The organism is Myxococcus sp. AM009 (assembly GCF_013372605.1).
In the GTDB taxonomy this organism is placed as follows: Bacteria; Myxococcota; Myxococcia; order Myxococcales; family Myxococcaceae; genus Myxococcus; species Myxococcus vastator.
On record NZ_JABXEP010000020.1, the window covers coordinates 33,934 to 57,921 of the forward strand.

Annotated in this window: 18 protein-coding genes; 5 read left to right on the forward strand and 13 right to left on the reverse strand. The window is 69.3% G+C overall.

Features of this window, described 5'->3' with window-relative positions:
• Nucleotides 1–109: 109 nt before the first annotated feature.
• The 4 genes from pru (at nucleotide 110) to HV824_RS07505 (ending at nucleotide 4,246) form a co-directional block, all read left to right on the forward strand.
• Nucleotides 110–649, forward strand: coding sequence for a fruiting body spore coat protein U (gene pru / locus HV824_RS07490; protein ID WP_176422977.1), 540 nt, complete (start codon nucleotides 110–112; stop codon nucleotides 647–649).
• Between the two features lie 82 nt (nucleotides 650–731).
• Nucleotides 732–1,433, forward strand: a complete 702-nt coding sequence (locus HV824_RS07495; RefSeq protein ID WP_255207835.1) for a molecular chaperone — start codon at nucleotides 732–734, stop codon at nucleotides 1,431–1,433.
• Nucleotides 1,434–1,503: 70 nt separating this feature from the next.
• Complete coding sequence (locus HV824_RS07500; protein ID WP_255207836.1) at nucleotides 1,504–3,798, forward strand: fimbria/pilus outer membrane usher protein; 2,295 nt, start codon at nucleotides 1,504–1,506, stop codon at nucleotides 3,796–3,798.
• The gene (locus HV824_RS07505) at nucleotides 3,782–4,246 is read left to right on the forward strand and encodes a spore coat U domain-containing protein (protein ID WP_217917191.1); all 465 of its coding nucleotides are present in this window, start codon (nucleotides 3,782–3,784) and stop codon (nucleotides 4,244–4,246) included. Before HV824_RS07500 ends, HV824_RS07505 begins: the two co-directional genes overlap by 17 nt.
• 16 nt (nucleotides 4,247–4,262) lie before the next feature.
• Here HV824_RS07505 and HV824_RS07510 read toward each other — a convergent pair whose 3' ends face one another.
• The 4 genes from HV824_RS07510 to HV824_RS37945 all read right to left on the reverse strand — a co-directional run bounded on the left by HV824_RS07510 (nucleotide 4,263) and on the right by HV824_RS37945 (nucleotide 13,472).
• A complete protein-coding gene (locus HV824_RS07510; RefSeq protein ID WP_176422981.1) occupies nucleotides 4,263–7,766 on the reverse strand; it encodes a pyruvate carboxylase in 3,504 nt (1,167 codons plus the stop codon).
• A gap of 97 nt (nucleotides 7,767–7,863) precedes the next feature.
• On the reverse strand, nucleotides 7,864–9,129 hold the full coding sequence (locus HV824_RS07515; RefSeq protein ID WP_176422982.1) for an MFS transporter: 1,266 nt from the start codon (nucleotides 9,127–9,129) through the stop codon (nucleotides 7,864–7,866).
• Nucleotides 9,130–9,217: 88 nt separating this feature from the next.
• Nucleotides 9,218–11,803, reverse strand: a complete 2,586-nt coding sequence (locus tag HV824_RS07520; protein WP_176422983.1) for a response regulator — start codon at nucleotides 11,801–11,803, stop codon at nucleotides 9,218–9,220.
• 562 nt (nucleotides 11,804–12,365) lie between these two features.
• Nucleotides 12,366–13,472 (reverse strand): isopenicillin N synthase family oxygenase, encoded by a 1,107-nt coding sequence (locus HV824_RS37945; protein ID WP_176421335.1) that lies wholly within the window; start codon nucleotides 13,470–13,472, stop codon nucleotides 12,366–12,368.
• A gap of 173 nt (nucleotides 13,473–13,645) precedes the next feature.
• On the opposite strand from HV824_RS37945, the gene HV824_RS07530 reads away from it, so the two are divergent.
• Nucleotides 13,646–14,926, forward strand: coding sequence for a dicarboxylate/amino acid:cation symporter (locus HV824_RS07530; RefSeq protein ID WP_176422984.1), 1,281 nt, complete (start codon nucleotides 13,646–13,648; stop codon nucleotides 14,924–14,926).
• Nucleotides 14,927–14,937: 11 nt separating this feature from the next.
• Here the strand turns inward: HV824_RS07530 and mnhG are convergent, their stop codons facing one another.
• The 9 genes from mnhG to HV824_RS07575 form a co-directional block, all read right to left on the reverse strand.
• Nucleotides 14,938–15,309, reverse strand: coding sequence for a monovalent cation/H(+) antiporter subunit G (gene mnhG / locus HV824_RS07535; protein WP_176417817.1), 372 nt, complete (start codon nucleotides 15,307–15,309; stop codon nucleotides 14,938–14,940).
• Nucleotides 15,306–15,587 (reverse strand): monovalent cation/H+ antiporter complex subunit F, encoded by a 282-nt coding sequence (locus tag HV824_RS07540; RefSeq protein ID WP_163782570.1) that lies wholly within the window; start codon nucleotides 15,585–15,587, stop codon nucleotides 15,306–15,308. The genes mnhG and HV824_RS07540 overlap by 4 nt, the downstream gene beginning before the upstream one ends.
• Nucleotides 15,584–16,057, reverse strand: coding sequence for a Na+/H+ antiporter subunit E (locus HV824_RS07545; protein ID WP_176422985.1), 474 nt, complete (start codon nucleotides 16,055–16,057; stop codon nucleotides 15,584–15,586). The genes HV824_RS07540 and HV824_RS07545 overlap by 4 nt, the downstream gene beginning before the upstream one ends.
• Nucleotides 16,054–17,559 (reverse strand): proton-conducting transporter membrane subunit, encoded by a 1,506-nt coding sequence (locus HV824_RS07550; protein ID WP_176417874.1) that lies wholly within the window; start codon nucleotides 17,557–17,559, stop codon nucleotides 16,054–16,056. The genes HV824_RS07545 and HV824_RS07550 overlap by 4 nt, the downstream gene beginning before the upstream one ends.
• Entirely contained in the window at nucleotides 17,559–17,915 is a 357-nt protein-coding gene (locus HV824_RS07555) for an NADH-quinone oxidoreductase subunit K (RefSeq protein ID WP_163782568.1), read from the reverse strand. The genes HV824_RS07550 and HV824_RS07555 overlap by 1 nt, the downstream gene beginning before the upstream one ends.
• Nucleotides 17,916–17,917: 2 nt before the next feature.
• Nucleotides 17,918–18,361, reverse strand: coding sequence for a Na+/H+ antiporter subunit B (locus HV824_RS07560; RefSeq protein ID WP_176417821.1), 444 nt, complete (start codon nucleotides 18,359–18,361; stop codon nucleotides 17,918–17,920).
• Nucleotides 18,358–20,667, reverse strand: coding sequence for a hydrogen gas-evolving membrane-bound hydrogenase subunit E (gene mbhE / locus HV824_RS07565; RefSeq protein ID WP_255207838.1), 2,310 nt, complete (start codon nucleotides 20,665–20,667; stop codon nucleotides 18,358–18,360). Before mbhE ends, HV824_RS07560 begins: the two co-directional genes overlap by 4 nt.
• 163 nt (nucleotides 20,668–20,830) lie before the next feature.
• Nucleotides 20,831–22,489: a GAF domain-containing sensor histidine kinase gene (locus tag HV824_RS07570; protein ID WP_176417823.1), complete on the reverse strand. Its 1,659-nt coding sequence runs from the start codon at nucleotides 22,487–22,489 to the stop codon at nucleotides 20,831–20,833.
• A gap of 160 nt (nucleotides 22,490–22,649) precedes the next feature.
• Nucleotides 22,650–23,711 carry a hypothetical protein gene (locus HV824_RS07575; RefSeq protein WP_176417825.1) on the reverse strand — a complete coding sequence of 354 codons (1,062 nt, stop codon included), beginning with the start codon at nucleotides 23,709–23,711 and terminating at the stop codon, nucleotides 22,650–22,652.
• Between the last annotated feature and the right edge of the window lie 277 nt (nucleotides 23,712–23,988).

Below are 23,988 nucleotides of genomic sequence, written 5' to 3' on the forward strand. Positions count from 1 at the left end.
CACGCGCTGAAGGGAGGGGTGCGCCGGACCGCTCAGCGGTCGGCGAGCGGGTTGCAATGCCCTGACGCAGCCGGAATCGACCGGCCGCTCGATGGAGCACGCAACCCAAATGAACGCAATCAAGACCGCCGTTGCCGCTGTCACCGCCGCCGCGTCCCTCGTCGCCTTCTCGCCCGCTGAGGCCGCCACCTCCACCGCCAACCTGAACGTCACCGCCAACGTCGGTGGCTCCTGCAGCATCGGCTCCGGCGGTGGCGGCGGCACGCTGAACTTCGGCACGTACGACCCCATCGTCGTCAACTCCGCGCTGGGCATCGACCTGTTCGGCACGGGCGCGCTGAGCGTGCAGTGCACCCTGCTCGGCACCGCGTTCATCACCCTCGGCCAGGGCCTGTACCCGGCCGCGGGCTCGACGGACGCGGCGCCGCTGCGCCGGATGCGCAACTCGGCGTCGGCTGACTACCTGGCCTACAACCTGTACCAGGACGTCACCCGTCTCATCGTGTGGGGCAACAGCGCTGGCGCGGGCCTCCCGTTCCTGGGTACGGGCCTGCCCGTGCCAGTGCTGGTCTACGGCACGGTTCCGCGCGGCCAGAACGTTCCTTCCGGCACGTACAACGACACCGTCGTCGCCACCGTCACCTTCTGATTCGAGGTGATAACACATGCGTAACCGACTTCTGTCCTGGGCCGGCGGCCTGATGTGTTCGGCTGCCTTGGAATGGATTGCCATGGGAACGGCGAGCGCGGCTGAGCTCGATGTCAGTCCGGTCCGGCTTGAATTGGATTCAGGCGCCCGTGGCGTGGTGATGAACGTGAGGAACAAGAGCAGCGAGACCACGCGCTTCCAAGCCTCTGTCTATTCCTGGGTCCAGGACGAAGAAGGGCGCATGTCGCTCGCGCCGACGCAGGACCTGTTCTTCTTCCCGTCCCTGTTGACGCTGGAGCCCGGGGAGTCCCGCCCCATCCGGGTGGGCAGCTCCTCGGCTCCGCAGGATACCGAGCGCTCCTTCCGCATCGTCGTGGAGGAGCTCCCCCCGCTGCAGCCGTCCACCCAGGTGACTGGGTTGAATGTCCTCACCCGTGTCTCAGTGCCTGTCTTTGTCGCACCCAAGAAGAAGACTGTTCAAGGAAAGATCGCGCAGGCCGTGCTGCGCGAGTCGAAGTTCCACGTCCGGGTGCAGAACCCGGGCACGGTGAACTTCTTCATCCGGAACCTGCGGGTCCGGGGGCTCGACGCCAAGGGCAAGCGGCTGGTGGAGAAAGAGGAGCCCGGCTGGTACGTCCTGGCGGGCGACGCGCAGGTGTTTGCCATGGAGGTTGCTGGCAAGGCCTGCCGCCAGGTCCGCACGGTGGAAGTGGAGATGGAGACCGACCAGGGCGTGCTCCGTCAGACGTCCCCCGTGGATTCTCCCGCGCCCTGCGCTCGCTGACCGATGCACCATGGCCCCCACCTGGCTTGCTGTGGCCCGCGGGCCCTCCCGCGCGGCGCTGGCGTTATCCTTGTCATTGGGGGCCTTGCTGGCGGACGCGCAGGGCCCCGCGGCCGCCGACCCCTCCTCGCCGCCGATGCCCATCGTCGCGGACTTCACCCTGAACGGCGTCCCTCGCGGCGCCAGCTTCCCCATGCTGCGGGGCAGCGACGTGCTGCTCCCCGCGGCCACCCTGGAGGACCACGGCGTGGACCTGGTGGCGCTGGGGGGGCGCCTGGAGGTCATCGAAGGAAAGACATACATCTCCGCGCGGTCCCTGGAGCCCGAGGGGAAGTGCGTCATGAACGAGCGGACCGTCAGCCTGTCGTGCGAGCTGCCCGCGTCCGTCTTTGGCCAGACGCGCATCAACCTGGGGCCGCTGGCGCCGTCGGACTACGCGGTGCGCGGCAGCCCCAGCGGCTTCATCAACTACGCGGCCCACGCCCGCAACACCTCACTGACCTTCTTTGGAGAGGCCGGCGCGTCCATGGGGCGGGGCTTGTTGACGACGCAGGCCCGGTGGCGACCCGGCGCCGTGCCCCTGCGGGGCCTCACGCAGCTGTCCCTGGACTTCCCCAAGCACATGGTGCGCGCCATCGCCGGTGAGTCCACGGGGTTTGGCGGCGTGCTGGGCGGCGGCGCGGTGGTGGCCGGCCTCCACGCCATGCGCACCTTCGAGCTGAATCCCTACTTCGTGCGCAACCCGATGCAGGACTACGCGGGGGACGTCGCCACGCCGTCCACGCTGGAGGTGTACGTCAACAACCACCTGGTGAAGCGCACCGAGCTCCCGCCCGGCCCCTTCCGGCTGGAGAACCTCACGGTGCCCCGGGGCGAGGGGAACACGCGCTACGTCATCCGGGACGCGTTCGGCCGGGCGAGCGAGGTGAACACGTCCTACTACCTCAGCGGGCAGCAGCTCGCTCCTGGCGTGGCGGACTACCGGCTCTCCGCGGGCATCGAGCGGGAGAACGTCAACCTCTCCAACTTCGACTTCGGCCGGCCCATGCTCCTGGGCAACTTCCGCATGGGCGTCACGCCGTGGCTGACGCCGGGCGTGCGGCTGGAGCTGGCGCCCGACGTCGTCAGCACCGGCGCCATGCAGCTCCTCCAGCTGCCCTTCGGCGAGCTGGAGCTGTCACAGGCCGTCAGCCGCAGCGCGCGGCGCACGGGGCTGGCGGCGGGCATCGTGTACTCGCTCCAGCGCCGTTGGGTGGGGGGCTCCGTCTTCGGCCGGGGCATGAACACGTCCTACACGCACACCAGCCTCAAGCTGGATGACGACCACCCCCTCGTGGAGACGGGCGGCTCGCTGTTCCTGGCGCTGGGAGAGAGCGTCAGCGTGGGCGGACAGGCGACCCTGTCGCGCTACCAGCGGGACGGGTGGACGACGTGGCTGGGGGCCACCACCTCCGCGCGGCTGACCGACTGGTCCACGCTGTCCTTCTCCGCCAGCCGCGGCAACTCCGAGCGAGGCGGCGTGGCCATCGAGGGGATGGTGTACCTGAACGCCATCTTCGACTCCCGCACCACGGCCACGGTGGGGCACTCCCAGGCGCTGCGCGGGGAGGGCACCACGTCGGTGGACGTGGCCCGCTCGGTGCCCATGGAGGGCGGCCTGGGCTACCAGGTGCAGGGCCGGGTGGGGGCGGTGGACCAGGCGATGGCGCGCGCCGACTTCGACGCCAACGTGGGCCGCGTCAGCGCGGGCGCGGAGTGGTTCGACGGGCGGCTGGCGGGCATGGCCGAGGTCGCCGGCGGCCTGGTGCTGATTGGTGGACGCGTGCGTCCCACGCGCGCGGTGGACCAGGGCTACGCGCTGGTGCGCGTGAAGGGCGTGGAGGGCGTGGGCGTGCGGCTCAACAACCACGAAATCGGGCGCACGGACGCCAGCGGTGAGCTGGTGGTGACGCGGCTCCAGGCCTACAACGCCAACCGGCTCTCCCTGGCGGACCATCAGGTGCCGCTGGACGTCTACATCCCCTCCACGGAGCAGATGGTGGCCACGTACCAGCGAGGCGGTGTAGTGCTGGACTTCAAGACGCAGAAGGTCCGGGCGTACCGGGGCAAGGTGACCATCGCCTCGGCGGAGGACACGCGCTGGCTGTCCTACGGTGAGATTCGCGTCGAGAGGGACGGAGAGAAGTGGAGCTCACCCATCGGGTGGAATGGTGAGTTCGAGCTGGTGGGCCTGCCCGAAGGCCGCCTGCCGGCGACCGTCATCTACCCCAAGGGCCGCTGCGCGACCTCGCTGGACGTCCCGTCACACGAGGGCAAGGTCATCGACCTGGGAGTCGTGAGGTGTGTTCATGACGATGCGAACTAGGGCGACCGCGTTCATCGTGGCGGGCGTCTGCGGACTGCTGCCCGGATGGGCGGGCGCCGTGTGCCAGATTCGCAGCACGGTGGGGGTGAGCTTTGGCACCTACCTCACCACGGACGTGCTGCCCCGGGACTCGGCCGGGAGCATCACCTACCGGTGTGAGGGGCAGCTCACCCCCGTCATCATCGACTTCAGCGCCGGTGGCTCGGGCAACGCCCAGGCACGCGGCATGGCGGGGCCGGGCGCACCCCGCCTGCAGTACAACCTCTACCTGGACGCGACGCGCCTCGTTGTCTGGGGCAACGGCGCGGGCGGCACGGGGCGCTACGGGCCCGTCATTCCCGTGTTCGGGCAGGAGGTGACGGTGCCCATCTTCGGGCGCATCCCGGCCGGACAGGCCATCCCCGCGGGCGCCTACTCGGACACCCTGGTGATGACGGTGACCTTCTGAGGGCCCCGGCCCTCCGTCACTGGAGCACCGCCAGCAGGTCGCCTCCCTGGACGGAGGCCTTGAGCGCCGGGACGACCTCCGCCACGGTGCCGGCGCGCGGGGCCCGCACCACGGTCTCCATCTTCATCGCCTCCAGGGTGACGAGCGGCGCGCCCGCCTCCACGGCGTCTCCTGACCTGGCGTGCAGGGCGATGACGGTGCCCGGCATGCTCGCCGCGACGTGGTTTGGGTTGGCGCGGTCCGCCTGGCGCCGCGCCTCCACGGTGACGGCGCGGGCGCGGTCCCTCACGTGTACGGTGCGGGTGTGGCCGTTGAGGGCGAAGTAGACGGTGCGCACGCCTTCTTCATCCGGCTCGCCCACCGCGGACAGGCTGATGACCAGCGTCTTGCCCGGCTCCAGGTCCACCCAGACCTCCTGCCCCACCTCCATGCCGTAGAAGTAGTTCGGGGTGTCGAGGATGGACACGTCCTCGTAGCGCCCCAGGTCCTCCAGGTAGCCGGCCATGACACGCGGATAGAGCGCGCTGGAGAGGGCGTCCACGCGGGTGAGCGCGTGGCCTGTCTTCGCGGAGAGCTCCCGCTGGAGCGCGTCCAGGTCCAGCGGCGGCATGCTGGCGGAGGGCCGTCCCTCCACGCGGGGCAGGCCCTTGAGCACGGCGGCGCGCAGGTCCTCCGGGAAGCCGTTGGGCGGCTGGCCCAATTCGCCCCGGAAGTAGCCCACCACGCTGGTGGGGAAGTCCAGCCGCGGCGCCTGTTCAATCAGCTTCTGGCGCGTGAGCGCGGCCGCCTCCGCCAGCGTGGAGGCGCGCACGGTGAGGTCGTTCTTGAGCAGGAAGATGGCGAAGTCACCGACCATCTTCGACGACGGCGTCACCTTCGGGATGTCGCCCACCAGGACGTTCACCAGCGCGAAGGCGTCCTTCACGTCGTTCCACCGGTTCAGCAGCCCCAGCTCCGCCACCTGCGGCCGGAGGTTGGAGTACTGGCCACCGGGAATCTCGTGGTAGTACACCTCGCTGGTGGTGCTCTTGAGGCCGGCCTCGAAGGGGGCGTAGTACTCGCGCACGTCCTCCCAGTAGTTGGCCAGCGGCTGCAGGCGCGCGTTGGCCAGGCCCGTCTCGCGCGGGTGGCCGCGCAGGGCGCTGACCAGCGCGTTCAGGCTGGGCTGGCTCGTCAGGCCCGCCATGCTGCCCAGCGCCACGTCCACGACGTGCACGCCCTGCTCAATGGCCTCCAGGTAGCTGGCGATGCCATTGCCGGACGTGTCGTGCATGTGCAGGTGGATGGGCAGCCGCGTCACCTCGCGCAGGCGCCGCACCAGCATGGCCGCGGCGCGCGGGCGCAAGAGGCCCGCCATGTCCTTGATGCAGAGGAAGTGCGCGCCGGCGTCTTCAATCCGCTTCGCGAGGTCCGCGTAGTAGTCCAGCGTGTACTTCGTGCGCTTGGGGTTGGCGACGTCTCCCGTGTAGCAGATGGCCACCTCCGCCACCTTGCCCGTCGACAGCACGCGGCGGATGGAGACCTCCATGCTGCCCAGGTCATTGAGGCTGTCGAAGATGCGGAACACGTCCACGCCCGCCTCGGCCGCCTCGTCGATGAAGGCCTCCACCACGTTGTCCGGGTAGCTCGTGTATCCCACGGCGTTGGCCCCGCGCAGGAGCATCTGCTGGAGCAGGTTGGGCGCGGCGGCCTTGAGCGCGCGCAGGCGGGCCCACGGGTCCTCGTTGAGGAAGCGGTAGGCGGTGTCGAAGGTGGCGCCGCCCCAGCTCTCCAGGCTGAACAAGTCGGAGGCCAGGTGCGCGGTGGCCGGGGCCACGCGGAGGAGGTCCCTCGTGCGCATGCGCGTGGCCAGCAGGGACTGGTGCGCGTCCCGCATGGTGGTGTCCGTCAGCAGCACGCGCTGCTGGGCCAGCACCCAGTCCGCCAGCCCTCGCGGGCCCTGCTCCGCCAGGATGTGCGCGGTGCCCCGAGGCACCGGGCCCGAAGGCGTCACCGGCAGCCGCGGCTCCATGAACCGCGTGGGCTTGAGCCGCTGGTCCTTCTTGATGGTGGGGTGCCCGTTGACGGTGACGTCGCCCAGGTACTGGAGCAGCTTGGTGGCCCTGTCCCGGCGGGGCTCCAGTTGGAACAGCTCCGGCGTCTCGTCAATGAAGCGCGTGTACGTCTCTCCCTGCTGGAAGGCGGGGTGGGCGAGCACGTTCTCCAGGAAGGGCAGGTTCGTCTTCACGCCGCGGATGCGGAACTCGCGCAGCGCGCGCTGCCCCTTCATCACCGCGCCCTGGAACGTGGGTGCGTAGGCGATGACCTTCACCAGCATGGAGTCGTAGTAGGGAGAGATGACGGCGTTGGTGTAGCCGTTGGAGCCGTCCAGCCGGATGCCGAAGCCGGTGGCCGCGCGCCAGGCGGTGATGACGCCCGCGTCGGGCATGAACTGGTGGGCGGGGTCCTCGGTGGTGACGCGCAGCTGCACCGCGTAGCCCCGCGGCACCACGTCCTGCTGCCGGGAGATGCCCACCTCCGGCGCATCCAGCCGGTAGCCCTCCGCGATGCGGAGCTGGCTCTGCACCAGGTCCACGCCCGTCACCTGCTCGGTGACGGTGTGCTCCACCTGGAGGCGGGCGTTGCACTCGATGAAGTAGAAGGCGTCGCCCGCCACCAGGAACTCGGCGGTGCCGGCGCTGGTGTAGCCCGCCTCGCGCGCCAGCTTCACCGCCGCGTCGCAGAGGGCGTCCTTCACCGCCGGCGCCAGGTTGGGGGCGGGGGCAATCTCGATGACCTTCTGGTGGCGCCGCTGCACCGAGCAGTCCCGCTCATGCAGGTGGACGAGGTTGCCGTGCAGGTCGCCCAGGAGCTGCACTTCAATGTGGCGCACGTGCTCCAGGAAGCGCTCCAGGAACACCGCCGAGGAGCCGAAGGCGCTCTTCGCCTCCGAGCGCGCGGAGGCCAGCGCGTCCTCCAGTTCCTGCACCTCGCGCACCACGCGCATGCCCCGGCCGCCGCCGCCATGGGCCGCCTTCACCAGGACGGGGCCGCCATGCTTCGCGAAGAAGGCGCGGGCCTGCTCCAGCACGTGCGCGTCGTCGCCCTCCAGCGTCACGCCAGGGACCACCGGGACGCCGCACGCCTCGGCCAGGCCCTTGGCGGCGACCTTGTCGCCCATGGTGCGGACCACGTCCGAGCGCGGGCCGATGAAGCGGATGCCGCGGCGCTCACACGCCTCCGCGAAGGCGGCGTTCTCCGACAGGAAGCCGTAGCCGGGGTGGATGGCGTCCACGCCCGCCTTGACGGCCACGTCGAGGATTTCGTCGATGCCCAGGTAGGCTTCCACGGGGCGCTTGCCACGGCCCACGAGGTACGCCTCGTCGGCCTTGTGGCGGTGCTCGTGGGTGCGGTCCTCGTCGCTGTAGATGGCGACGGTGCGGATGCCCAGCTCGTTGCACGCGCGGAAGACGCGGATGGCAATCTCACCGCGGTTGGCGCAGAGGACCTTCTGGATGGGACGCAGCGACACAGGTTCCATGCGCGCGCTGTATGAATCCCGGGGCCCCGGAGCAACGGCTGCCGGGGCGAACGTCCGATTCAACGCGCGGCGCGCCCCATGAGCGCCGCGCCGTGCGTCAGGTGCCGGACTGAGAGGGCTGGGCGGCCGGCTGCGCACCGGTCGCCGTCTCCTCGTAGTCCAGGTCCCGGTGGAACGTCTCTTCCAGCCGGGTGAGGGCCAGCAGGGCCAGGCCGAAGCAGACGCTGCCGACGATGAGCGCCGCGGTGGACACCGACAGCTCCCCCTTGAGGTAGGCGAAGGCGCTGGCCGCGAGCACCGCCGAGCCCCGCACGAAGTTGGGGACGGTGGTGGCCACGGTGCCGCGGATGTTGGTGCCGAACTGCTCGGCGGCCATGGTCACCAGCACGGCCCAGTAGCCCACGGTGATGCCAATAAGGAAGCTCAGCCCGTACACCATGGTGCTGGTGAGGCCCGGGGTGAGGCCGTAGACGAGCATCAGCAGGAAGCCCGCGCAGAGGTTCATCGCCACCGCGCGCTTGCGGCTCTTGAGCCACTGGCTGAAGACGCCCGCCAGCAAGTCTCCCAGCGTCAGGCCAATGGAGCCATAGAGGATGGCGTTGCCGGCCGTCACGGTGCCCTGGACGTTGAGGCCCGCCGTCAGCTCGGGCGCGAAGGTGAAGAGGATGCCCGTGGTGAAGTAGATAGGTACGCCGACGAGGATGCAGCAGATGTACTTGAGGAACCGGCCGCCGGTGAGGAGCAGCAGCGGGTTGGCGCGCGAGGGGTCCGTCTTCTTGGTGAACAGCTCCGACTCCGACACCTTGAAGCGCGCGAAGAGCAGCGCGATGCCCATGAAGCCGCCCGTGAGGTAGGCCGTCTTCCAGTGCAGGTGCTGGCCCACGAAGGCCGCGGCGACGATGCCGAGCATCCCCAGCGTGGCGACGATGGTGGTCCCCAGGCCGCGCTTCTCCTTGGGCAGGGACTCCGCCACCAGGGTGATGGCCGCGCCCAGCTCACCCGCGAGCCCCACGCCGCCCAGGAAGCGGAAGACCGCGTAGCTGGTGACGTCCCAGGCGAAGGCGTTGGCCAGGTTCGCGAAGGAGTAGAGCAGGATGGAGCCGAACATCACCGACAGGCGTCCGCGCTTGTCGGCGAGCACGCCCCAGAGCAGGCCCCCCACCATCATGCCCACCATCTGCGCGTTGTAGATGAGCAGGCCGCTCTGGAGGATGTCGGACGGGTCGGTGATGCCGATGTCCTTGAGTGATGCGACACGCACCACGCCGAACAGCGTGATGTCGAAGAGGTCGACGAAGTAGCCGAGCCCGGCCACCAGCACGGTCAGGTTGAGGACCGAGCGGAGCTCTCTCAGGAATTTCATACGCCCGATTAACGGACTTTGGCGCGTGAGGAGCAAGCGCCCCGCGCGAGCCGTTTACATGACGCACTGCATGAATCTGAATTCACCTTCAGTCCATGACCTGGGCGAGCGCCTGCTCGATCTGGGACAGGCCGTAGGGCTTGGGCAAGAGGATGGCGCCGGAGATAGGCCCCTTGTCGCCCGTGTCCAGGTGGGTGCCGTGGCCGGACGCGATGATGACGCGCAGGCCCGGCACGTCCTGGACGGCCTGGCGCGCCAGCTCGATGCCGGACTGGCCGGGCAGGCTCACGTCGGTGAACAGGAGGTCGAATGCCCGTGAGCCCAGGAGGGGCGTGGCCTCTTCCGCGCGGGTGACGGCCGTCACCGCGTGGCCCAGCGTCTCCAGCAGCTCGCACGCGGGGAGGCGGATGTACTCGTCGTCCTCCACCAGGAGGATGCGCAGCGCGGTCCGCTTCGCCCGAACGGGGACAGGCGTGGTGGCGCCGCGGGCCGGCTGGGTGGCCTCGCGCTGGGCGATGCGGTGCTGCCGGGTGGCCAGGAGCTGGCGGATCTTCCGCGCCAGGTCCTCGCGGCGGTAGGGCTTGCTCAGCAGTTGGACCCCCGGGTCCAGCCGGCCGCCGTGGACGATGGCGTTCTCCGTGTAGCCGGACGTGAAGAGCACCTCCATGTCCGGGGAGAGGGCCTTGGCCTTCCGCGCCAGCTCGGGGCTGCGGACCGGGCCGGGCATCACCACGTCGGTGAAGATCAGGTCGACGGGGATGCCACTCTGGATGACCGCGAGCGCGCTCTGCCCGTCGGAGGCCTTGAGCACGCGGTAGCCCAGCTCCGTCAGCATCTCCACCGCGGTGGCGCGCACCTCCGCGTCGTCCTCGACGACGAGCAGCGTCTCGTTGCCGCCTTCGACCTGCTCGGGGATGACCTCGGGGCGCGGCAGCTCCGCCTGGAGCGAGCGGGGGAGGTAGATCTTGATGGTCGTCCCGTGGCCGACCTCGCTGTAGATCTTGACGTGGCCGCCCGTCTGCTTGACGAAGCCATACACCATGCTGAGCCCCAGGCCCGTGCCGCGGCCCTCAGGCTTGGTGGTGAAGAACGGCTCGAAGGCGCGCTCCATCACCTGGGGCGGCATGCCGCAGCCGGTGTCTGAGATGGCCAGCAGGACGTGCTGGCCCGGCACGACGTCCGGGTGGAGCTGGGCGTAGTGGTCATCCAGCATGGCGTTGCCCGCCTCGACGGTCAGCCTGCCTTCGCCCGACATGGCGTCGCGCGCGTTGATGGCCAGGTTGAGGATGACGTTCTCGAGCTGGTTCGGGTCGGCGAACGCGTTCCAGAGCCCGCCGCCGATGACGGTCTCCAGCGCCACGTCCTCGCCGAGCGCGCGCCGCAGCAGGTCGTCCATGTCGCGGACCAGGCGGCCCAGGTTGATGACCGTGGGATTGAGCGGCTGCCGCCGGGCGAAGGCCAGCAGCTGGGACGCGAGCCGGGCGCCGCGCTCCACCGCGCCCACCGCCGTGGTCAGCCGGCGCTGCGCCTGGGCGTTGTCGCCCACGTCCCGGGACAGGAGCTGCAGGTTTCCACCGATGACCTGGAGCAGGTTGTTGAAGTCGTGCGCCACGCCGCCGGTGAGCTTGCCCACCGCTTCCATCTTCTGGGCCTGCCGGAGGGCGGCCTCCGCTTGACGCCGCTCGGCCTCGCTCTCCTCCAGCGCGCGGGTGCGCTCCCGGACGAGCTCCTCCAGGTGGTCCTTGTACTGGCGCAGCTCGTCCTGGGCGTGCTTCTGCTCCGTGATGTCGTGGCCCTGGACGAAGATGCCGGAGACGGACCCGTCCTGCTCGATGATGGGTTGATACACGAGGTCGACGTAGCGCTCCGTCAGGGTGTCGTCGGGGGTCCGCTGGAGGAAGACCTTCATGCCCCGGCCGACGAAGACCTCGCCCGTGGTGAAGCCACGGTCCAGCAGCTCGAAGTACCCCTGGCCATCCACTTCGGGCAGCGCGTCCCGGATGTGCTTGCCGAGGATGTCCCGGTGCCCGACGAGCTGCATGTAGGCCGCGTTGGCCAGCTCGACGAGATGCTCCTTGCCGCGAAGGAAGCACATGAAGCCAGGCGCCTGCTCGAACAGGCGCCGGAGGTGGCGCCGCTCCTGGTCCAGGTTCAGGTTCGCTTCCTGGACCTGCAGCGCGCGCTGGAAGACGCCTGCTTCCAACTGGGCTGAAGGCGGCTTCACGGTGTCGGCGGACCCGGTCGCGGCCTGGACGGCCTCCTGGAGCCGCTGGAGCTCGGTGATGTCCACGGTGTGCTGGAGGATGTAGGCCACCTCACCCGCGGCATCGAGCAGTGGGATGTGGGTGGCGCTCCAGTAGCGGTGCGAGTTGACGATGCCCTGGTTCGTCAGCTGGGGGACGCGGTAGGCAATCAGGGCCAGGATGTCCGGCGCCCGCTTCTCCAGGACGCGCAGGAAGGACTCCCGGAGCTGCCGGAGATTGGCGTTGTTCGGGTCCGACGGATCGTCCGGGAAGGCCTCGAAGACGTTTCTGCCGAGCAGCTCGTCCAGCTTGCTGGCCGTGACGCGCAGGTACGCCGGGTTGGCGGCGACGTAGCGGAGCTCGCGGTCGAGCAGCATGTACGGGTTGGGTGAGATGTCGAAGAGCGTCTTGAAGTCGATGATGGGGTGCATCGTGCGGCGAAGCTCCTCCCCTTGAGGCGGGTTGCGCCGGCGGGGGGCTGGGCGAGCTACCCTTGAACGGTCTCCCACCGGGACGCCATTGCCTCCGCCGCTGGGACGGTATCTTTGTCGCGCAGGCGACACACTCGGATATCGGCAACGCTCGGCCCCCGAGCGGATGTTCCAAAAACCGCAGTCCTGGATGTGCAGTGCCTACATGAACAAATATTCAGCCAGTTTTCGCGGGTTGCACGCGGGCCTGGCGCGCGAGCGGACGGCCAGGTATCGCCAGGGGCGTGCAATGCCTACATGAACGCATTGTCAGTAATTTCAGGAGCGCCCGGTTGCAATGCGGGCAGTGCCTACATGAAGTTCTTTTCAGTGGTTTTTGGCACCCCCGTTCGGCGAGGGGGCGGGCGTCCTGGCGCACCAATGATGGCAAATGTCTGTCATTGACAAGTCAAGATACATAAGTCAGACATCGTCCGTGTCTGTGATTGACTGTCTGTTGTTGATGATTGTGTTTCACGCGAGGCCCCGGAGACTGCCGGGGCCTCAAGCGGTGCGACCCGGCCTACGCGCCAGCGCGCTGGCGGTTCAGCCGGTCGTAGTGGCGGTAGCCCAGCTTATCGAGCGCGCTCGCTGGCGCGAGGCCGATGTCCACCAGCGTCTTGATGTCATACGTGCCCGCGAGCACGGGCGGCGCGTAGTTCCGGACGGCCTCCTCGCCGCGGAACTTCTCCAGCGGGAAGAGCACGGTGTTCGTGTGCACGTGCATGAAGTGCGCGGCGGACTGGCGCTGCCAGCCCGGCACGCCCGGGGCGGTGATGACGTGCGGCGTGGCGAGGAAGGTGCCACCCGTGAGGATCTCCAGCTGCTGGCCCACCTGCGCCACGATGCAGCCCGCGGGGGCGGTGCCACGCACCTGGAGGCCGTTGGGCGCATCCGGCGTCGCGCGGGTGCGGAGGTAGAGGCCGCTCTTGTTGTCGGGGCCGGGCGCGGGGCTGCCTTCCGGGTCCAGGAAGCGGCCGCCCGGGAGCAGGGTGAGCAGGTTGAAGTCGGTGTGCTCCTCGCCCCAGACGATGTCCGTGTTCACCTGGGCGTGGGTGAGCGGCAGGTACTGGAGCGCGCGGGTGACGTGGGCGCCCCGGTCACACAGGTCGGTGAACTGCGTCTCCGGCAGGCCCAGGGCCATGGCGGAGCCGCGGAGCAGCTTCAGGCCGGCCTCATGGAGGGAGCGGCCCAGCGTCATGATGCCGTCCTCGAAGTAGGGCGGGGCGTTCTGGGGCCACACGTTCTCCGGGTACAGCTCCGGGAACTCGAGCGCGGACTGCGCGTCGTTGGGGTAGGGCGCGACGAAGTAGCATTCCTTGAAGTCCGGCTGGCCGTTGCCGGCGACCGCGACCTCGGTGTTCGGAGGCGTCCAGCCGCGCTGGTACCAGATGTCCGCGCGGCCGTAGGGCTTCTTCTCCTCGGCGGGCCGGGCGATGAACGCCGCGAACGCGTCGTAGAACCGGTTCAGCGCCTGGGTGTCGACGCCGTGGTTCTTCAGGTACACGAGACCGAAGACGCCAAAGGCCTCGCGGATCGCCGCGGCGGCGCGCTCGACGCGAGCGGAGTCATCCGACGCGAGGTCGGCGAGGTCGACAGTGGGGATGTTGAGCGAAGAGGTCTCGGCCATGATGGGGCCCAGGTGTACCGCTCCCCGGGAATAAATGGGAGGCCCTGGTGCTCGGACGCGGCAAACCCCGGATCCCCGGCGTGGGCGCCCCTGGCGCAAATCCTGCGCTTCCCCCTGCGCGGCCTGGGGGCTGGGGTTATCGTCCGCCGCCCACCGTAGAGAGGGTCTCCCCCGTGAAGAAGCTCGTCTCCGCCTGGTTCCACATTCCCTTCTGGCAGCGTGTCCTGGGGGCGTTCGTGCTCGGGGCCGTGGCCGGGTGGCTCGTGGGGGCGCCGGCGGGCCCCTGGTTCCAGCCGCTGGGGACGCTCTACGTCAACCTCATCAAGATGATCGCCACGCCGCTGGTGTTCTTCGCGGTCATCAACGCGGTGGCGGCGCTCCACGGGCAGAAGAGCATGGCGGTGCTCGGGGGCAAGACGTTCCTCTGGTTCGCCGTCACCGCGGCGCTGGCGGTGGGGGTGGGCCTGGGCGTCGCCGCGCTGCTGCGCCCGGGGGAGGGCGTGGGCCAGCTCATGGCCAGCGAAACGTACCAGCCGCGGGACGTGCCGGGCCCCATCCAGGTGCTGCTGGACGTGGTGCCCACCAACCCGTTCGCGGCGCTCGCGAATGGGAAGATCCTCCAGGTCATCTTCTTCGCCGGCCTGCTGGGCTTCGCGCTGGTGAAGCTGGGCCAGAAGGCGGCCCGGCTGCGCGAGCTGGTCCGCGAGGCCAGCGACGCGATGATCCAGGTCACCCGCTTCGTGTTGGAGCTCACGCCGCTGGGCACCTTCGGCCTCATCGCCGCGCTGGTGGGCACCTATGGCTTCGAGCGCCTGCTCCCGCTGGGCAAGCTGGTGCTGGCGCTGTACGTGGCGTGCGCGCTGCACATCGTCTTCGTGTACGGCGGGCTCCTGATGACGCACGGGCTCAATCCGCTGCGCTTCTTCCGGGGCGCCGCGCCGGGCATGCAGGTGGCCTTCGTCAGCTCGTCCAGCTTCGCGTCCATGCCGGTGGCCCTGCGCGCGGTGACGCACAACCTGGGCGTCAACAAGGACTACGCGGCCTTCGCCGTGCCGCTGGGGGCCAGCATCAAGATGGACGGGTGCGGCGCCATCTACCCGGCCATCGCGTCGCTCTTCGTCGCGCAGTACTTCAGCCTGGAGCTGTCCGCGTCGCAGTACTTCATCATCCTGCTGGCGTCGGTGCTGGGCAGCTTCGGCACCGCGGGCGTGCCCGGGACGGCGGTGGTCATGGCCACGGTGGTGCTCAGCTCCGCGGGCCTGCCGCTGGAGGGGCTGGGCTACCTGCTCGCCATCGACCGCGTCCTCGACATGATGCGCACGCTGACCAACGTCACCGGGCAGATGCTGGTGCCGGTGCTGGTGGCGCGCGAGGAGGGGCTGCTCGACGCCGCCGTCTACAACGGCGCGTCCCCCGCCATCGCGCTGGAGGAGGACGTGGTGAAGGCGGACTGAGCCTCGCGCGCTCAGTCCTCGCCGTCGGGCCCCAGCCGGGGCTCGTACGGGCCGCCCGCGGGGTGGTGTTCCTCCAGGTCGTTCTGGTGCGTCCGCTCCCACAGCGGGAGTCCGGCGCGGAACGCGGCCTGCGCGATGAGCAGCGTGGCCACCGGCGTCATCACGAAGACGAAGGCGACCCCCAGCACCGCGCGGGCGATCACGCTGACGTCACCCAGCCCCAGCGCCGCCGCGCCCAGCAGCAAGCCGACCCCCAGGGAAGAGGCCTTCGCGGCCGCCTGGAGCCGCAGGAACAGGTCCGGCATCCGGAACAAGCCCAGGCCCGCCAGGAGCATCAGCAGCGCCCCCGAGAGCAGCATCGTCGCGGTGATGAAGTCCTTCATTGTCTGCCCCTGCCCGCGCTGTAGAGATACCTCGCGATGACGATGGTGCCCATGGACCCGATGACGGCCAGCACCAGCGCCACGTCCACCAGCTCCGGCTGCCCCACCCACAGGGCATAGACGGTGATGACCGCCGCCGTCTGGAGCGAGAAGAGGTCCAGCGCCACGACCCGGTCCGTCAGCGACGGTCCGCGGACCAGCCGGTGCAGCGAGAAGAGCATCGCGATGGACAGCGCGCCCAGGGTGCCCTGGATGATGAACTGCAAGGCGTTGCTCATCGCAGGGCCCTCAGCAGCGGCTTCTCCACGCGCTCGCGGAGCTCCCGGCGGAAGGCCTCCCGCGTCGTGGCGAACATCACATGGATGTAGAGGGCCTTCCGGTCCTCGGAGACCTCCAGCCCCAGCGTCCCGGGAGAGAAGGTGACGATGAGCATCAGCAGGGTGATCTCCGCGTCCGTCCGAGCCTCCATTTCGTAGCGGTAGATGGCGGGGCAGGAGATGAGCCTCGGCGTGGCGATCTCGTAGGCCACGCGCACGTTGGCGACCAGCACGTCCCAGGCGACCCGGGCCACCAGCCGCGCCACGTTCCAGGCCTGCGTCGCGTAGCGCGTGGGCAGGGGCTTCACGTCGATGAGGCCCAGCAGGAGGAAGCCAATCACGAAGCCCGTCAGGAGGTTCGCCGCGTTGACCTCCCCCAGCATCGCGGCCCAGAGCAGGGCCAGCATCAGGTTCCAGAGCAAGGCGGTCATGGGCGCTCCCTCAGCACCGCCCGCACGTACTCCGTGGGGTCGATGAGCTGTCCCGCCGCCGCGTCCGCCAGCTCCAGCAGCGGCTCCGCGCCCACGCCCAGGACGACCATGAAGGTCGTCATCGCGATGCACGGCCCGAGCACGCCGTCGCCCAGGCTCAGCGGCCGGTTGGGCTCCTGCGGCTGGTTCTCCGGGGGCGCCTTCCAGAAGGCCTCGCGCCAGATCTTCATCATGGAGAAGAGGGTCAGCAGGCCCACGACCACCGCCGTCCCCGCGATGACCCAGTGCTGGGTCCGCAGCGCGGCCTGGATGATGGCCAGCTTGGCGAAGAAGCCGGAGAAGGGGGGCACCCCCGCGAGCGACAGCGCGGGGATGAAGAACAGCGCGGCCAGCAGGGGCTGCGTCCGGTACAGGTTGCCCATCTGGTGCAGGTCATAGGTGCGGGTGACGCGCGCGGTGGCCCCGCTGACCAGGAACAGCGCGGACTTCGCGAAGATGTAGTGGATGAGGAAGGCGATGAGCGCCGCCAGGGCGCCGCGGGTCAGCAGCCCCAGGGCGGCGATGAGGTAGCCAATCTGGCTGATGATGTGGAACGACAGCAGCCGGCGCACGTCGTACTGCGCGACCGCGCCCAGCACTCCCGTCACCATCGTCAGGCCGCCCATCACCAGCAGGAGGGTGCTGGTGAACTGCGCGTCCTGCGTGAAGACCAGGGTGAAGACGCGCGCCAGGGCGTAGACGCCCACCTTGGTGAGGAGCGCGGAGAACAGCGTCGTCACCGCCGCGGGAGGCGTGTGGTAGGAGGCCGGCAGCCAGAAGAAGAGCGGGAAGGCGCCCGCCTTCAGCGCGAAGGCCACCAGGAAGAACATGGACACGGCCGTCATCAGCCTCGGCGTGCCCAGGCCCGGCACCGTGACGGACAGGTCCGCCAGGTTCAGCGTCCCCGCCACGCCGTACAGCAGGCCCACGGCGCACAGCAGCACCACGGAGCCGATGAGGCTCAGCGACATGTACTTGATGGACGCCTCGAGCTGCTCCTGCCGGGCCTCCAGCGCGAGCAACACGAACGAGGCGCCCAGCATGACCTCAATCCACACGAAGAGGTTGAAGAGGTCTCCGGTGAGGAACGCGCCGCACACGCCCCCCACCAGCACCAGCACCAGCGGGTAGTAGGCGCCCGCCTCCCGCGAGGCCGGGAGCGTGGCCGCGGAGAAGGAGACCACCGTCAGCCCCATCAGCCCGGTGACGAGCACCATCAGCGCGCTGAGCAGATCCGCGACCAGGGTGATGCCGAAGGGCGCCGCCCAGCCGCCCATCTGCGTCGCCTGGATGCCGTTGCGCCGCACCGTCACCAGCAGCAGCGCGCCCACGGCGGTGACGGACACCATGGTCATCAACGCCAGCCACCGGCGCGGCCAGGCGCGGGAGGGGGTGAGCTGGCCCGCGGCCGCGGCGCCCAGGCACAAAATCATGGGCAGGCTGAGCAGCGCCGAAGACGGCATCATTGGGAGTCCTTCAGCTCGGTGCGCAGCGCGCGGGTGTCGTCGGTCCCCGTCTCCTGCGCCGCCCGGTGCACCAGCACCAGCAGCAGCGCGAGCAGCCCGAAGTTGATGACGATGGCGGTGAGGATGAAGGCCTGCGGCAGGGGGTCCGCGAAGGGCCGGGTGAGCGCCTCCTGGCCTTCGGGCACCAGGGGCGCGAAGCCGCGCTGGAGCCCGTTGACGGTGAACAGCAGCAGGTTGCTGGCGCTGCCCAGCAGCACCAGTCCCAGCGCCAGGCGGACGACGCTGTGGAGCATCAGGCAGTACAGCCCCGCCGCGAAGAGGGCGCCCACGGTGAGCGCGAGGAACAGCTCCATGCCTACCTCCCCAGCTCTGGCGCGGTCGTCTCCTCACCCCGGCTCATGCCCAGGATGAAGGACATCGCCGTGCCCAGGACGGCCAGGTACACGCCCACGTCGAAGAGCTGCGGGGTGCCCACCTTCAACCCGTCCGACCAGGGCAGGGGCACCCGGCCCCAGAGGCTGGAGAGGAACGCGCGGCCCTGCAGCATCGCGGGGACGCCGCTGAGCAGCGCCACCAGCAGCCCCGCCGCCGCCAGCCGGGTGGGGTGGACGCGCAGTTGCCTGCGCGCGGCGGACCGGCCAAAGGCCACCATCTGCAGCGCGAAGGCCGCCGCCGCCAGCAGGCCGCCGACGAAGCCGCCGCCGGGGATGTCGTGGCCGCGCACGGCCAGCACCAGGGACACGAGCAGGAGCACCGGCGCCATCATCCGCGCCACGGTGTGCATCACCACGGGGTTCATACCTGCCTCTTCTTTCTCCGGGAGCGCGTGCGGAACAGGAGATAGACACCCAGCCCCGACGTCGCCAGCACGGCGGTCTCTCCCAGGGTGTCGAGTGCCCGGAAGTCCACCAGGATGACGTTGACGATGTTCAGCCCCTTGCCGCCGGGCACGCTCTGGGCCGCGTAGAAGTCCGCCAGCCGCGTGTGGGTGGGCACGGAGGCCACGTGCAGCAGCGTCCAGGTGACGAGCCCGCCCACGGCCAGGGGCAGCGCCGCCGTCCACCAACGGAAGCGGTGCTCGTGCGGCTGGACGGGGAAGCGCGCGAAGACGAGCGCGAACAGGATGACGGTGAGCGTCTGCACCACGACCTGCGTCATGGCCAGGTCCGGCGCGCCGAAGAACACGTACAGCAGCGCCTCCGCCAGGCCCAGCGCGCCCAGCGCGAGGATGGACGTCAGCGCCGAGCGCGACACCACGGCCAGCACCGCCGACACCAGGATGCCCACCAGGACCACCACCTCATAGGGCAGCACATCCATGGACACGCCCCGGGGCCACTGCCCCAGCCGCAGCACCACCGCGAGCGCCAGCAGCCCGCCGAACGTGGCGATGGTGACGACGATGTACTGGTGCAGCGAGCCATTCTGGAGCACCCGCGTCATCCACGAGGACAGCTTGAGCAGGCCGCTCAGGGAGGCCTGGTAGAAGTGCTCCGGGCCGTGGCTGGACAGGTTCAGGGCGCGCAGGCCCTTCAGCACCGGCTGGCGCAGCGCGAAGAGGCCTCCTCCCAGGACGAGGCTCCCCGCGCTCAATCCCAGCGCGGGCGTCACGCCATGCCACAGCGTCAGCTTGAGGTCTCCCGCCTGGCTTCCGCCAATGTCCACCGCCGCCATGGCCAGCAGGGGCTGGATGGCCCAGGGCACCAGGCCCAACACCAGCCCCGCGGCGGCGAGCAGCGCGGGCCCCACCCACATGGACGGCGGCGCTTCGTGGACCTCCGACTCCGGCCTCGCGGCGCGGAACGTCCTGCCCGCGAAGGGCTGCACGCCCACGCGGAGCGCCGCGGCCACCATGCCGCCGAAGCCCACCATGGCCCCCACCGCCAGGGGCCAGCCTCCCGGGCCCTTCAGGCAGGCCTCGTAGATGAGCTCCTTGCCCACGAAGCCGAAGAGCGGGGGCAGGCCCATCATCGACAAGGCGGCGGCCGCGGCCGCGGCGGCCGTCATCGGCAGTCGCTTGCGCAGCCCGCCCAGGTGCGTCACGTCGCGCGTGCCCGTCTCGTGGTCCACCGAGCCCGCCACCAGGAACAGCGTGCCCTTGTAGAGCGCGTGCGCGGTGAGGAACGTCACCATGGCCTGGATGGCGGCCGCGGTGCCCTGGCCGAGCAGCATCACCAGCGCCCCCAGGACGCTCACCGTCGCGTACGCGAGCACCAGCTTGAGGTCCGTGTGCCCCAGCGCCAGCAGGGCGCCCAGCACCATCGTCACCGTGCCCACGACGGTGAGGATGGTTTCCCATGGGGGGGTGCCTCCCAGGACGGGCGACAGCCGGGCCAGCAGGAAGACGCCCGCCTTCACCATGGTGGCGGAGTGGAGGTACGCGCTCACGGGCGTGGGCGCGGTCATCGCGCCCGGCAGCCAGGTGTGGAATGGCATCTGCGCGGACTTGGTGAACGCGCCGCCCAGCACCAGCAGGAGGATGGCCAGGTAGCGGGGGCTGCCGCGCACGGTGTCCGCGGCGGCGATGGTGCCAGAGATGGACAACGTGCCCACCAGGTCGCCCAGCAGGAGCAGGCCCACCAGCAGGGACTGGCCGCCCAGCGCGGTGATGAGCAAGGCCCGCTGCGCGGACTCGCGGGCGGCGTCCTCCTTGTGCTCGAAGCCGATGAGGATGAACGAGCTGAAGGTCGTCACCTCCCAGCAGATGAAGAGCAGGAGCGTGTTGTCGGCGAGGACGATGCCCAGCATCCCGGCCATGAACAGCAGGAGCCAGCCGTAGAAGCGGCCCAGCACCTCGTGGTGGACCAGGTAGCGCCCCGCGTAGATGACCACGAGCGTGCCCAGGCCCGTGATGAGCAGCGCCATCAGCAGGGACAGGCCGTCCAGTCGCAGCGCGAAGTCGATGCCCAAATCGGGCATCCACGACAGCGTCAGCGAGGGCACCTCACCGCGGACCCCGGCGGGGACCTGTGCGCCGAACCACACCGCCAGCCCCGCCGGACACAGGGCGAGCACCCAGCCCGCCCAGGACTTGAACAGCCGGGTGATGGGGACGGCCAATGCCGCGACGATGAAGGGAACGAAGAAGGCGATGCTCAGGGCCATGACCGGCGCCCAGCAGGCCATTGCCGGGTGCCTGCCTCCAGGCTTCTTCCTTGCACGCTCCACCTGAGAGCCAGTGGTGGACACTCCCGCCGGTCAGCCGACTTCGAAGTGTCCACCAGTCTGCGGGGGCTGCCCAGGCCGCTGGACGGGCGGATGTCCCGGCTCACGGGTCGCGAGGTTGGTAGCGGCGGGCGTCCAGCGGCAGCTCCAGCGTGAAGGTCGTTCCGGTCTCGACGTCACTCTGGACGGAGACTGTTCCTCCATGTGCTTGCGCACACCCCAAGACGAGCGTCAGTCCAAGCCCCCAACCTTTCGAAGGGCCCTTGTTCGCGGAATGGGTCCGGGTGAAGGGCTTGAAGATCTGTTCCTGGTCCGCGGGCGCGATGACGGGGCCTTGGTTGTGGACAGACGCTCGCGCCAGGTCGCCGGCCCGTGTGACGGTGAAGGTGATGGGCTCCGTGGCGGACCCGTATTTGATGGCGTTGCTGCCCAGGTTCCAGAGGGCGCGGCGGAGCTCCTCCGCGCTCCAGATTCCCCGGACGCGCTCCTCCGCCTGGAGCACGAAGCGGTCCCCATGGAGCGCGCTCAGCTCTTCGACCACTTCCTGGGCGACACCGCCCAGGTCGCACATGTCGAGGCGTAGCGGGAGCCGCTGGCCCCCTTGGATGCGGTTCGCGTCGAGCAGGTCCCGCACCATCTGGTCGGTGCGTTCAATGTTGCGGTCGATGCGCAGCGCCAGGTCGCGTCGTTGGTCCAGCCGCTCGGGATGCCGCATGAGGAGCTGAGCCCCCGACTTCGCCGCCGACAGCGGTCCGCGAAGGTCATGGGCGAGCACGGAGACGAAGTGCTCGCGTAGCGAGCGCTCGGTCTGCAGCGCTTCGATCTTCTCGCGCAGATTCGCGTACAGCTTGGCGTTGTCCAGGTGGACGCTCAGTTGTTGTCCCAGCGACAGGAGCCGCGCCTTTTCCCGGGCGGTGAATTCCCGGACCTCGGCAAGGCCGACATACATGATGCCCACCAGCGCGCGGTGGGGAGGAAGTCGAACCCCGAGCAGCGAACGAAGTCCGCTCTGACGCAGCGGCGGGCTCACCTCGAGCGACGTCGTCTCGGCATCCAGGACCGAGCTGGTCTCCTCGCCCGCGGCGGCGACGCTGCCGGGAAAGGACGCAGGACTCATGGATGCCGCGTAGTGCGCGAGCTGCTCGCTCGCCAATCCCGCGGCGGCCGCGGTGACGAGCTGCTCCCCCTCGGCCTCATACAGGAGCACGGCACCACTCTGGGCGCCCATCGCCTCGATGATCAAATAGAGGACCCCCTTCAAGTGGTCACGCAGGGATGCCGCATCCCCGTCGACGAGCGCCTCACTTGCCACCTTCTGGAGCAGCCGCAGGTAACGCTTCTCCGTCTGCTCGTCCTCCAACAGGTGACGGCTGAAGAGCTCCGACACGGCGGTCGAAGCGGCATACAGCTCGGTGAAGAGCCGCTCGACGTCAAGGACGCTGGGACGGGCTTCAGGCGCAGCGGTCGCCCACATGCTGGCGATGCACCGTCCCAGGATGGCGAACTCCTCGACGACCTCCGCCACATTGAAGCCCTGCCGGAGGCGGGCGGCCACATGCGTCTCCACGTGCTCCCGCTGCGCGTGGGCAAGCGCACCGGGCGCACCTTCCTCGTCAGCGAGCGAGGCCAGGTAGATAGGCATGATGTTCTTGAACTCGGGCGCGTCCAGCCCTCGGGCGGACGCGGCCCGAGCTGCCTGCTCGGACCATTGCCGGATGATCTCCTCTTGATGTCGACGGATGATGCCCGCAACGCTCGTCATCGGGAGTCCTCACCCTCAATGATGGACATCGCCTGAGGCTTCCCGCATCCGGAGACACGCAAAGTGTCTCGATGAAGGCAGTGCGGGCCGAGCCCTTGCCACCTCCGGTGATGGCGAGGCGTGCCGCCCTCGGCCGGTGACGGCCCTGCTTGCACCGAACCTAAGGAAGGGGCTCGGAACTGGAGCCTTCGTCGCCACCGCCTCCTGGCCCACAGGCCATCTCCGGGCAGCCCTTCTGGGGGCTGCACGTCAGCTGGTCACAGCACAGGTACTGAGACGGCGGACAGGTCACCGTGTCGCAGGTATTGGCAGCGCCGCAGGCTTGGCCCGCCGGGCAGGTGCCGCAGCTCAGCGTGCCGCCGCATCCGTCTGGGACAGAGCCACAGGTCTTCCCCTGGGATGCACAGGTGGTCGGGGTGCACGTGCAATACAGGGCACAGACGTCCCCTTCGTCGATGTTCCCGTCACAGTCATCATCCAGCCCATTGCAGGACTCTGTGGGCGCGACACATTGGCCCCACATGCTGATGCTGTCCTGGACGATGCAGGCCTGCACCGAGCCCGCGCACGTGCCTGCCGTGGTCCGGCACTCCTGCGTCAGGGTCCCCGCTCCCTGGCCGGGCAGGTTGTCGACGAAGCCGTCCCAGTTGTCGTCACAGCCGTTGCACTTCTCCTGGGTAGTCGTCGCCGGCCGGCAGGGGCCATGCGTCCCGTCGGGCTGACAGGCGGCGGTGGCGTTCTCACAGCCATATTTCGGTTCGTCACAGTGTCTCCGCGTGCCGGAGGGGATGACGCACTGGAACTGGCCCGCGCTGCACGTGCGCGTCCCCGTACATCCATTGGAGAGCGGGTCGCAGGCGCCGCCCGTCAGCACGCCGCCGTCGGGCCCCTCGTCAATCAAGGAGTCACCGTCGTTGTCACAAGCGTCGCATTTCTCCTCGCCGTAGGCTGAGCACGAGCCCGCGATGAGGTTGCCCTCCCAATCACACCGGACATGGCCCTGATCGCCGCAGACCGTGCACGCGACATTCGAGACCCCCGAGAACGAGCCGCACCTCGGGTAGTCGTCGCACTCCGTCATCCCGTAGCAACCCTTCGCGTTGATGCACGTCGTGGGCGGTGGCGGAGGATCCGGACAGATGGCGTGAACTGGAAATGCCACCAGCGTGAAGAGGCACCACAGGGCACCGCCCAACATCCCTGACTTCGACTCACGATGCACGACGGACCTCGTTCTTGAACATCGACTCATGTCACGGCGCTTGACCTGCAACGCCACAGCGCCCGCGACCTCCTGACGACCACTCTGTACGCGCACCGGCACAGCCTTCCAAAACGCCCTCGCTGTCGCCCTTTCCGAGAACCCCTCAGCTCGCAACTGCGATTTGTGCCGGTGAGCGCTCACGGTGAAGGCTGTGCCTCCTCCTTCGAACACTTGGTCATCACAGGCCCTTGACCAAGAGTGACGCAACTAGGGTGGTCAAGCCTCCGCAGAAAAG

Excerpts from the sequence above, each read along its gene's own strand:
- HV824_RS07560 (WP_176417821.1), bottom strand. The coding sequence starts at position 18,361 with ATGAACCCCGTGGTGATGCACACCGTGGCGCGGATGATGGCGCCGGTG.
- HV824_RS07570 (WP_176417823.1), bottom strand. The coding sequence starts at position 22,489 with ATGACGAGCGTTGCGGGCATCATCCGTCGACATCAAGAGGAGATCATC.
- HV824_RS07520 (WP_176422983.1), bottom strand. The coding sequence starts at position 11,803 with ATGCACCCCATCATCGACTTCAAGACGCTCTTCGACATCTCACCCAAC.
- pru (WP_176422977.1), top strand. The coding sequence starts at position 110 with ATGAACGCAATCAAGACCGCCGTTGCCGCTGTCACCGCCGCCGCGTCC.
- HV824_RS07505 (WP_217917191.1), top strand. The coding sequence starts at position 3,782 with ATGACGATGCGAACTAGGGCGACCGCGTTCATCGTGGCGGGCGTCTGC.
- mbhE (WP_255207838.1), bottom strand. The coding sequence starts at position 20,667 with ATGGCCCTGAGCATCGCCTTCTTCGTTCCCTTCATCGTCGCGGCATTG.
- mnhG (WP_176417817.1), bottom strand. The coding sequence starts at position 15,309 with ATGAAGGACTTCATCACCGCGACGATGCTGCTCTCGGGGGCGCTGCTG.
- HV824_RS07555 (WP_163782568.1), bottom strand. The coding sequence starts at position 17,915 with ATGGAGCTGTTCCTCGCGCTCACCGTGGGCGCCCTCTTCGCGGCGGGG.
- HV824_RS07550 (WP_176417874.1), bottom strand. The coding sequence starts at position 17,559 with ATGCCGTCTTCGGCGCTGCTCAGCCTGCCCATGATTTTGTGCCTGGGC.
- HV824_RS07515 (WP_176422982.1), bottom strand. The coding sequence starts at position 9,129 with ATGAAATTCCTGAGAGAGCTCCGCTCGGTCCTCAACCTGACCGTGCTG.
- HV824_RS07495 (WP_255207835.1), top strand. The coding sequence starts at position 732 with ATGGGAACGGCGAGCGCGGCTGAGCTCGATGTCAGTCCGGTCCGGCTT.
- HV824_RS07545 (WP_176422985.1), bottom strand. The coding sequence starts at position 16,057 with ATGACCGCCTTGCTCTGGAACCTGATGCTGGCCCTGCTCTGGGCCGCG.
- HV824_RS37945 (WP_176421335.1), bottom strand. The coding sequence starts at position 13,472 with ATGGCCGAGACCTCTTCGCTCAACATCCCCACTGTCGACCTCGCCGAC.
- HV824_RS07540 (WP_163782570.1), bottom strand. The coding sequence starts at position 15,587 with ATGAGCAACGCCTTGCAGTTCATCATCCAGGGCACCCTGGGCGCGCTG.
- HV824_RS07510 (WP_176422981.1), bottom strand. The coding sequence starts at position 7,766 with ATGGAACCTGTGTCGCTGCGTCCCATCCAGAAGGTCCTCTGCGCCAAC.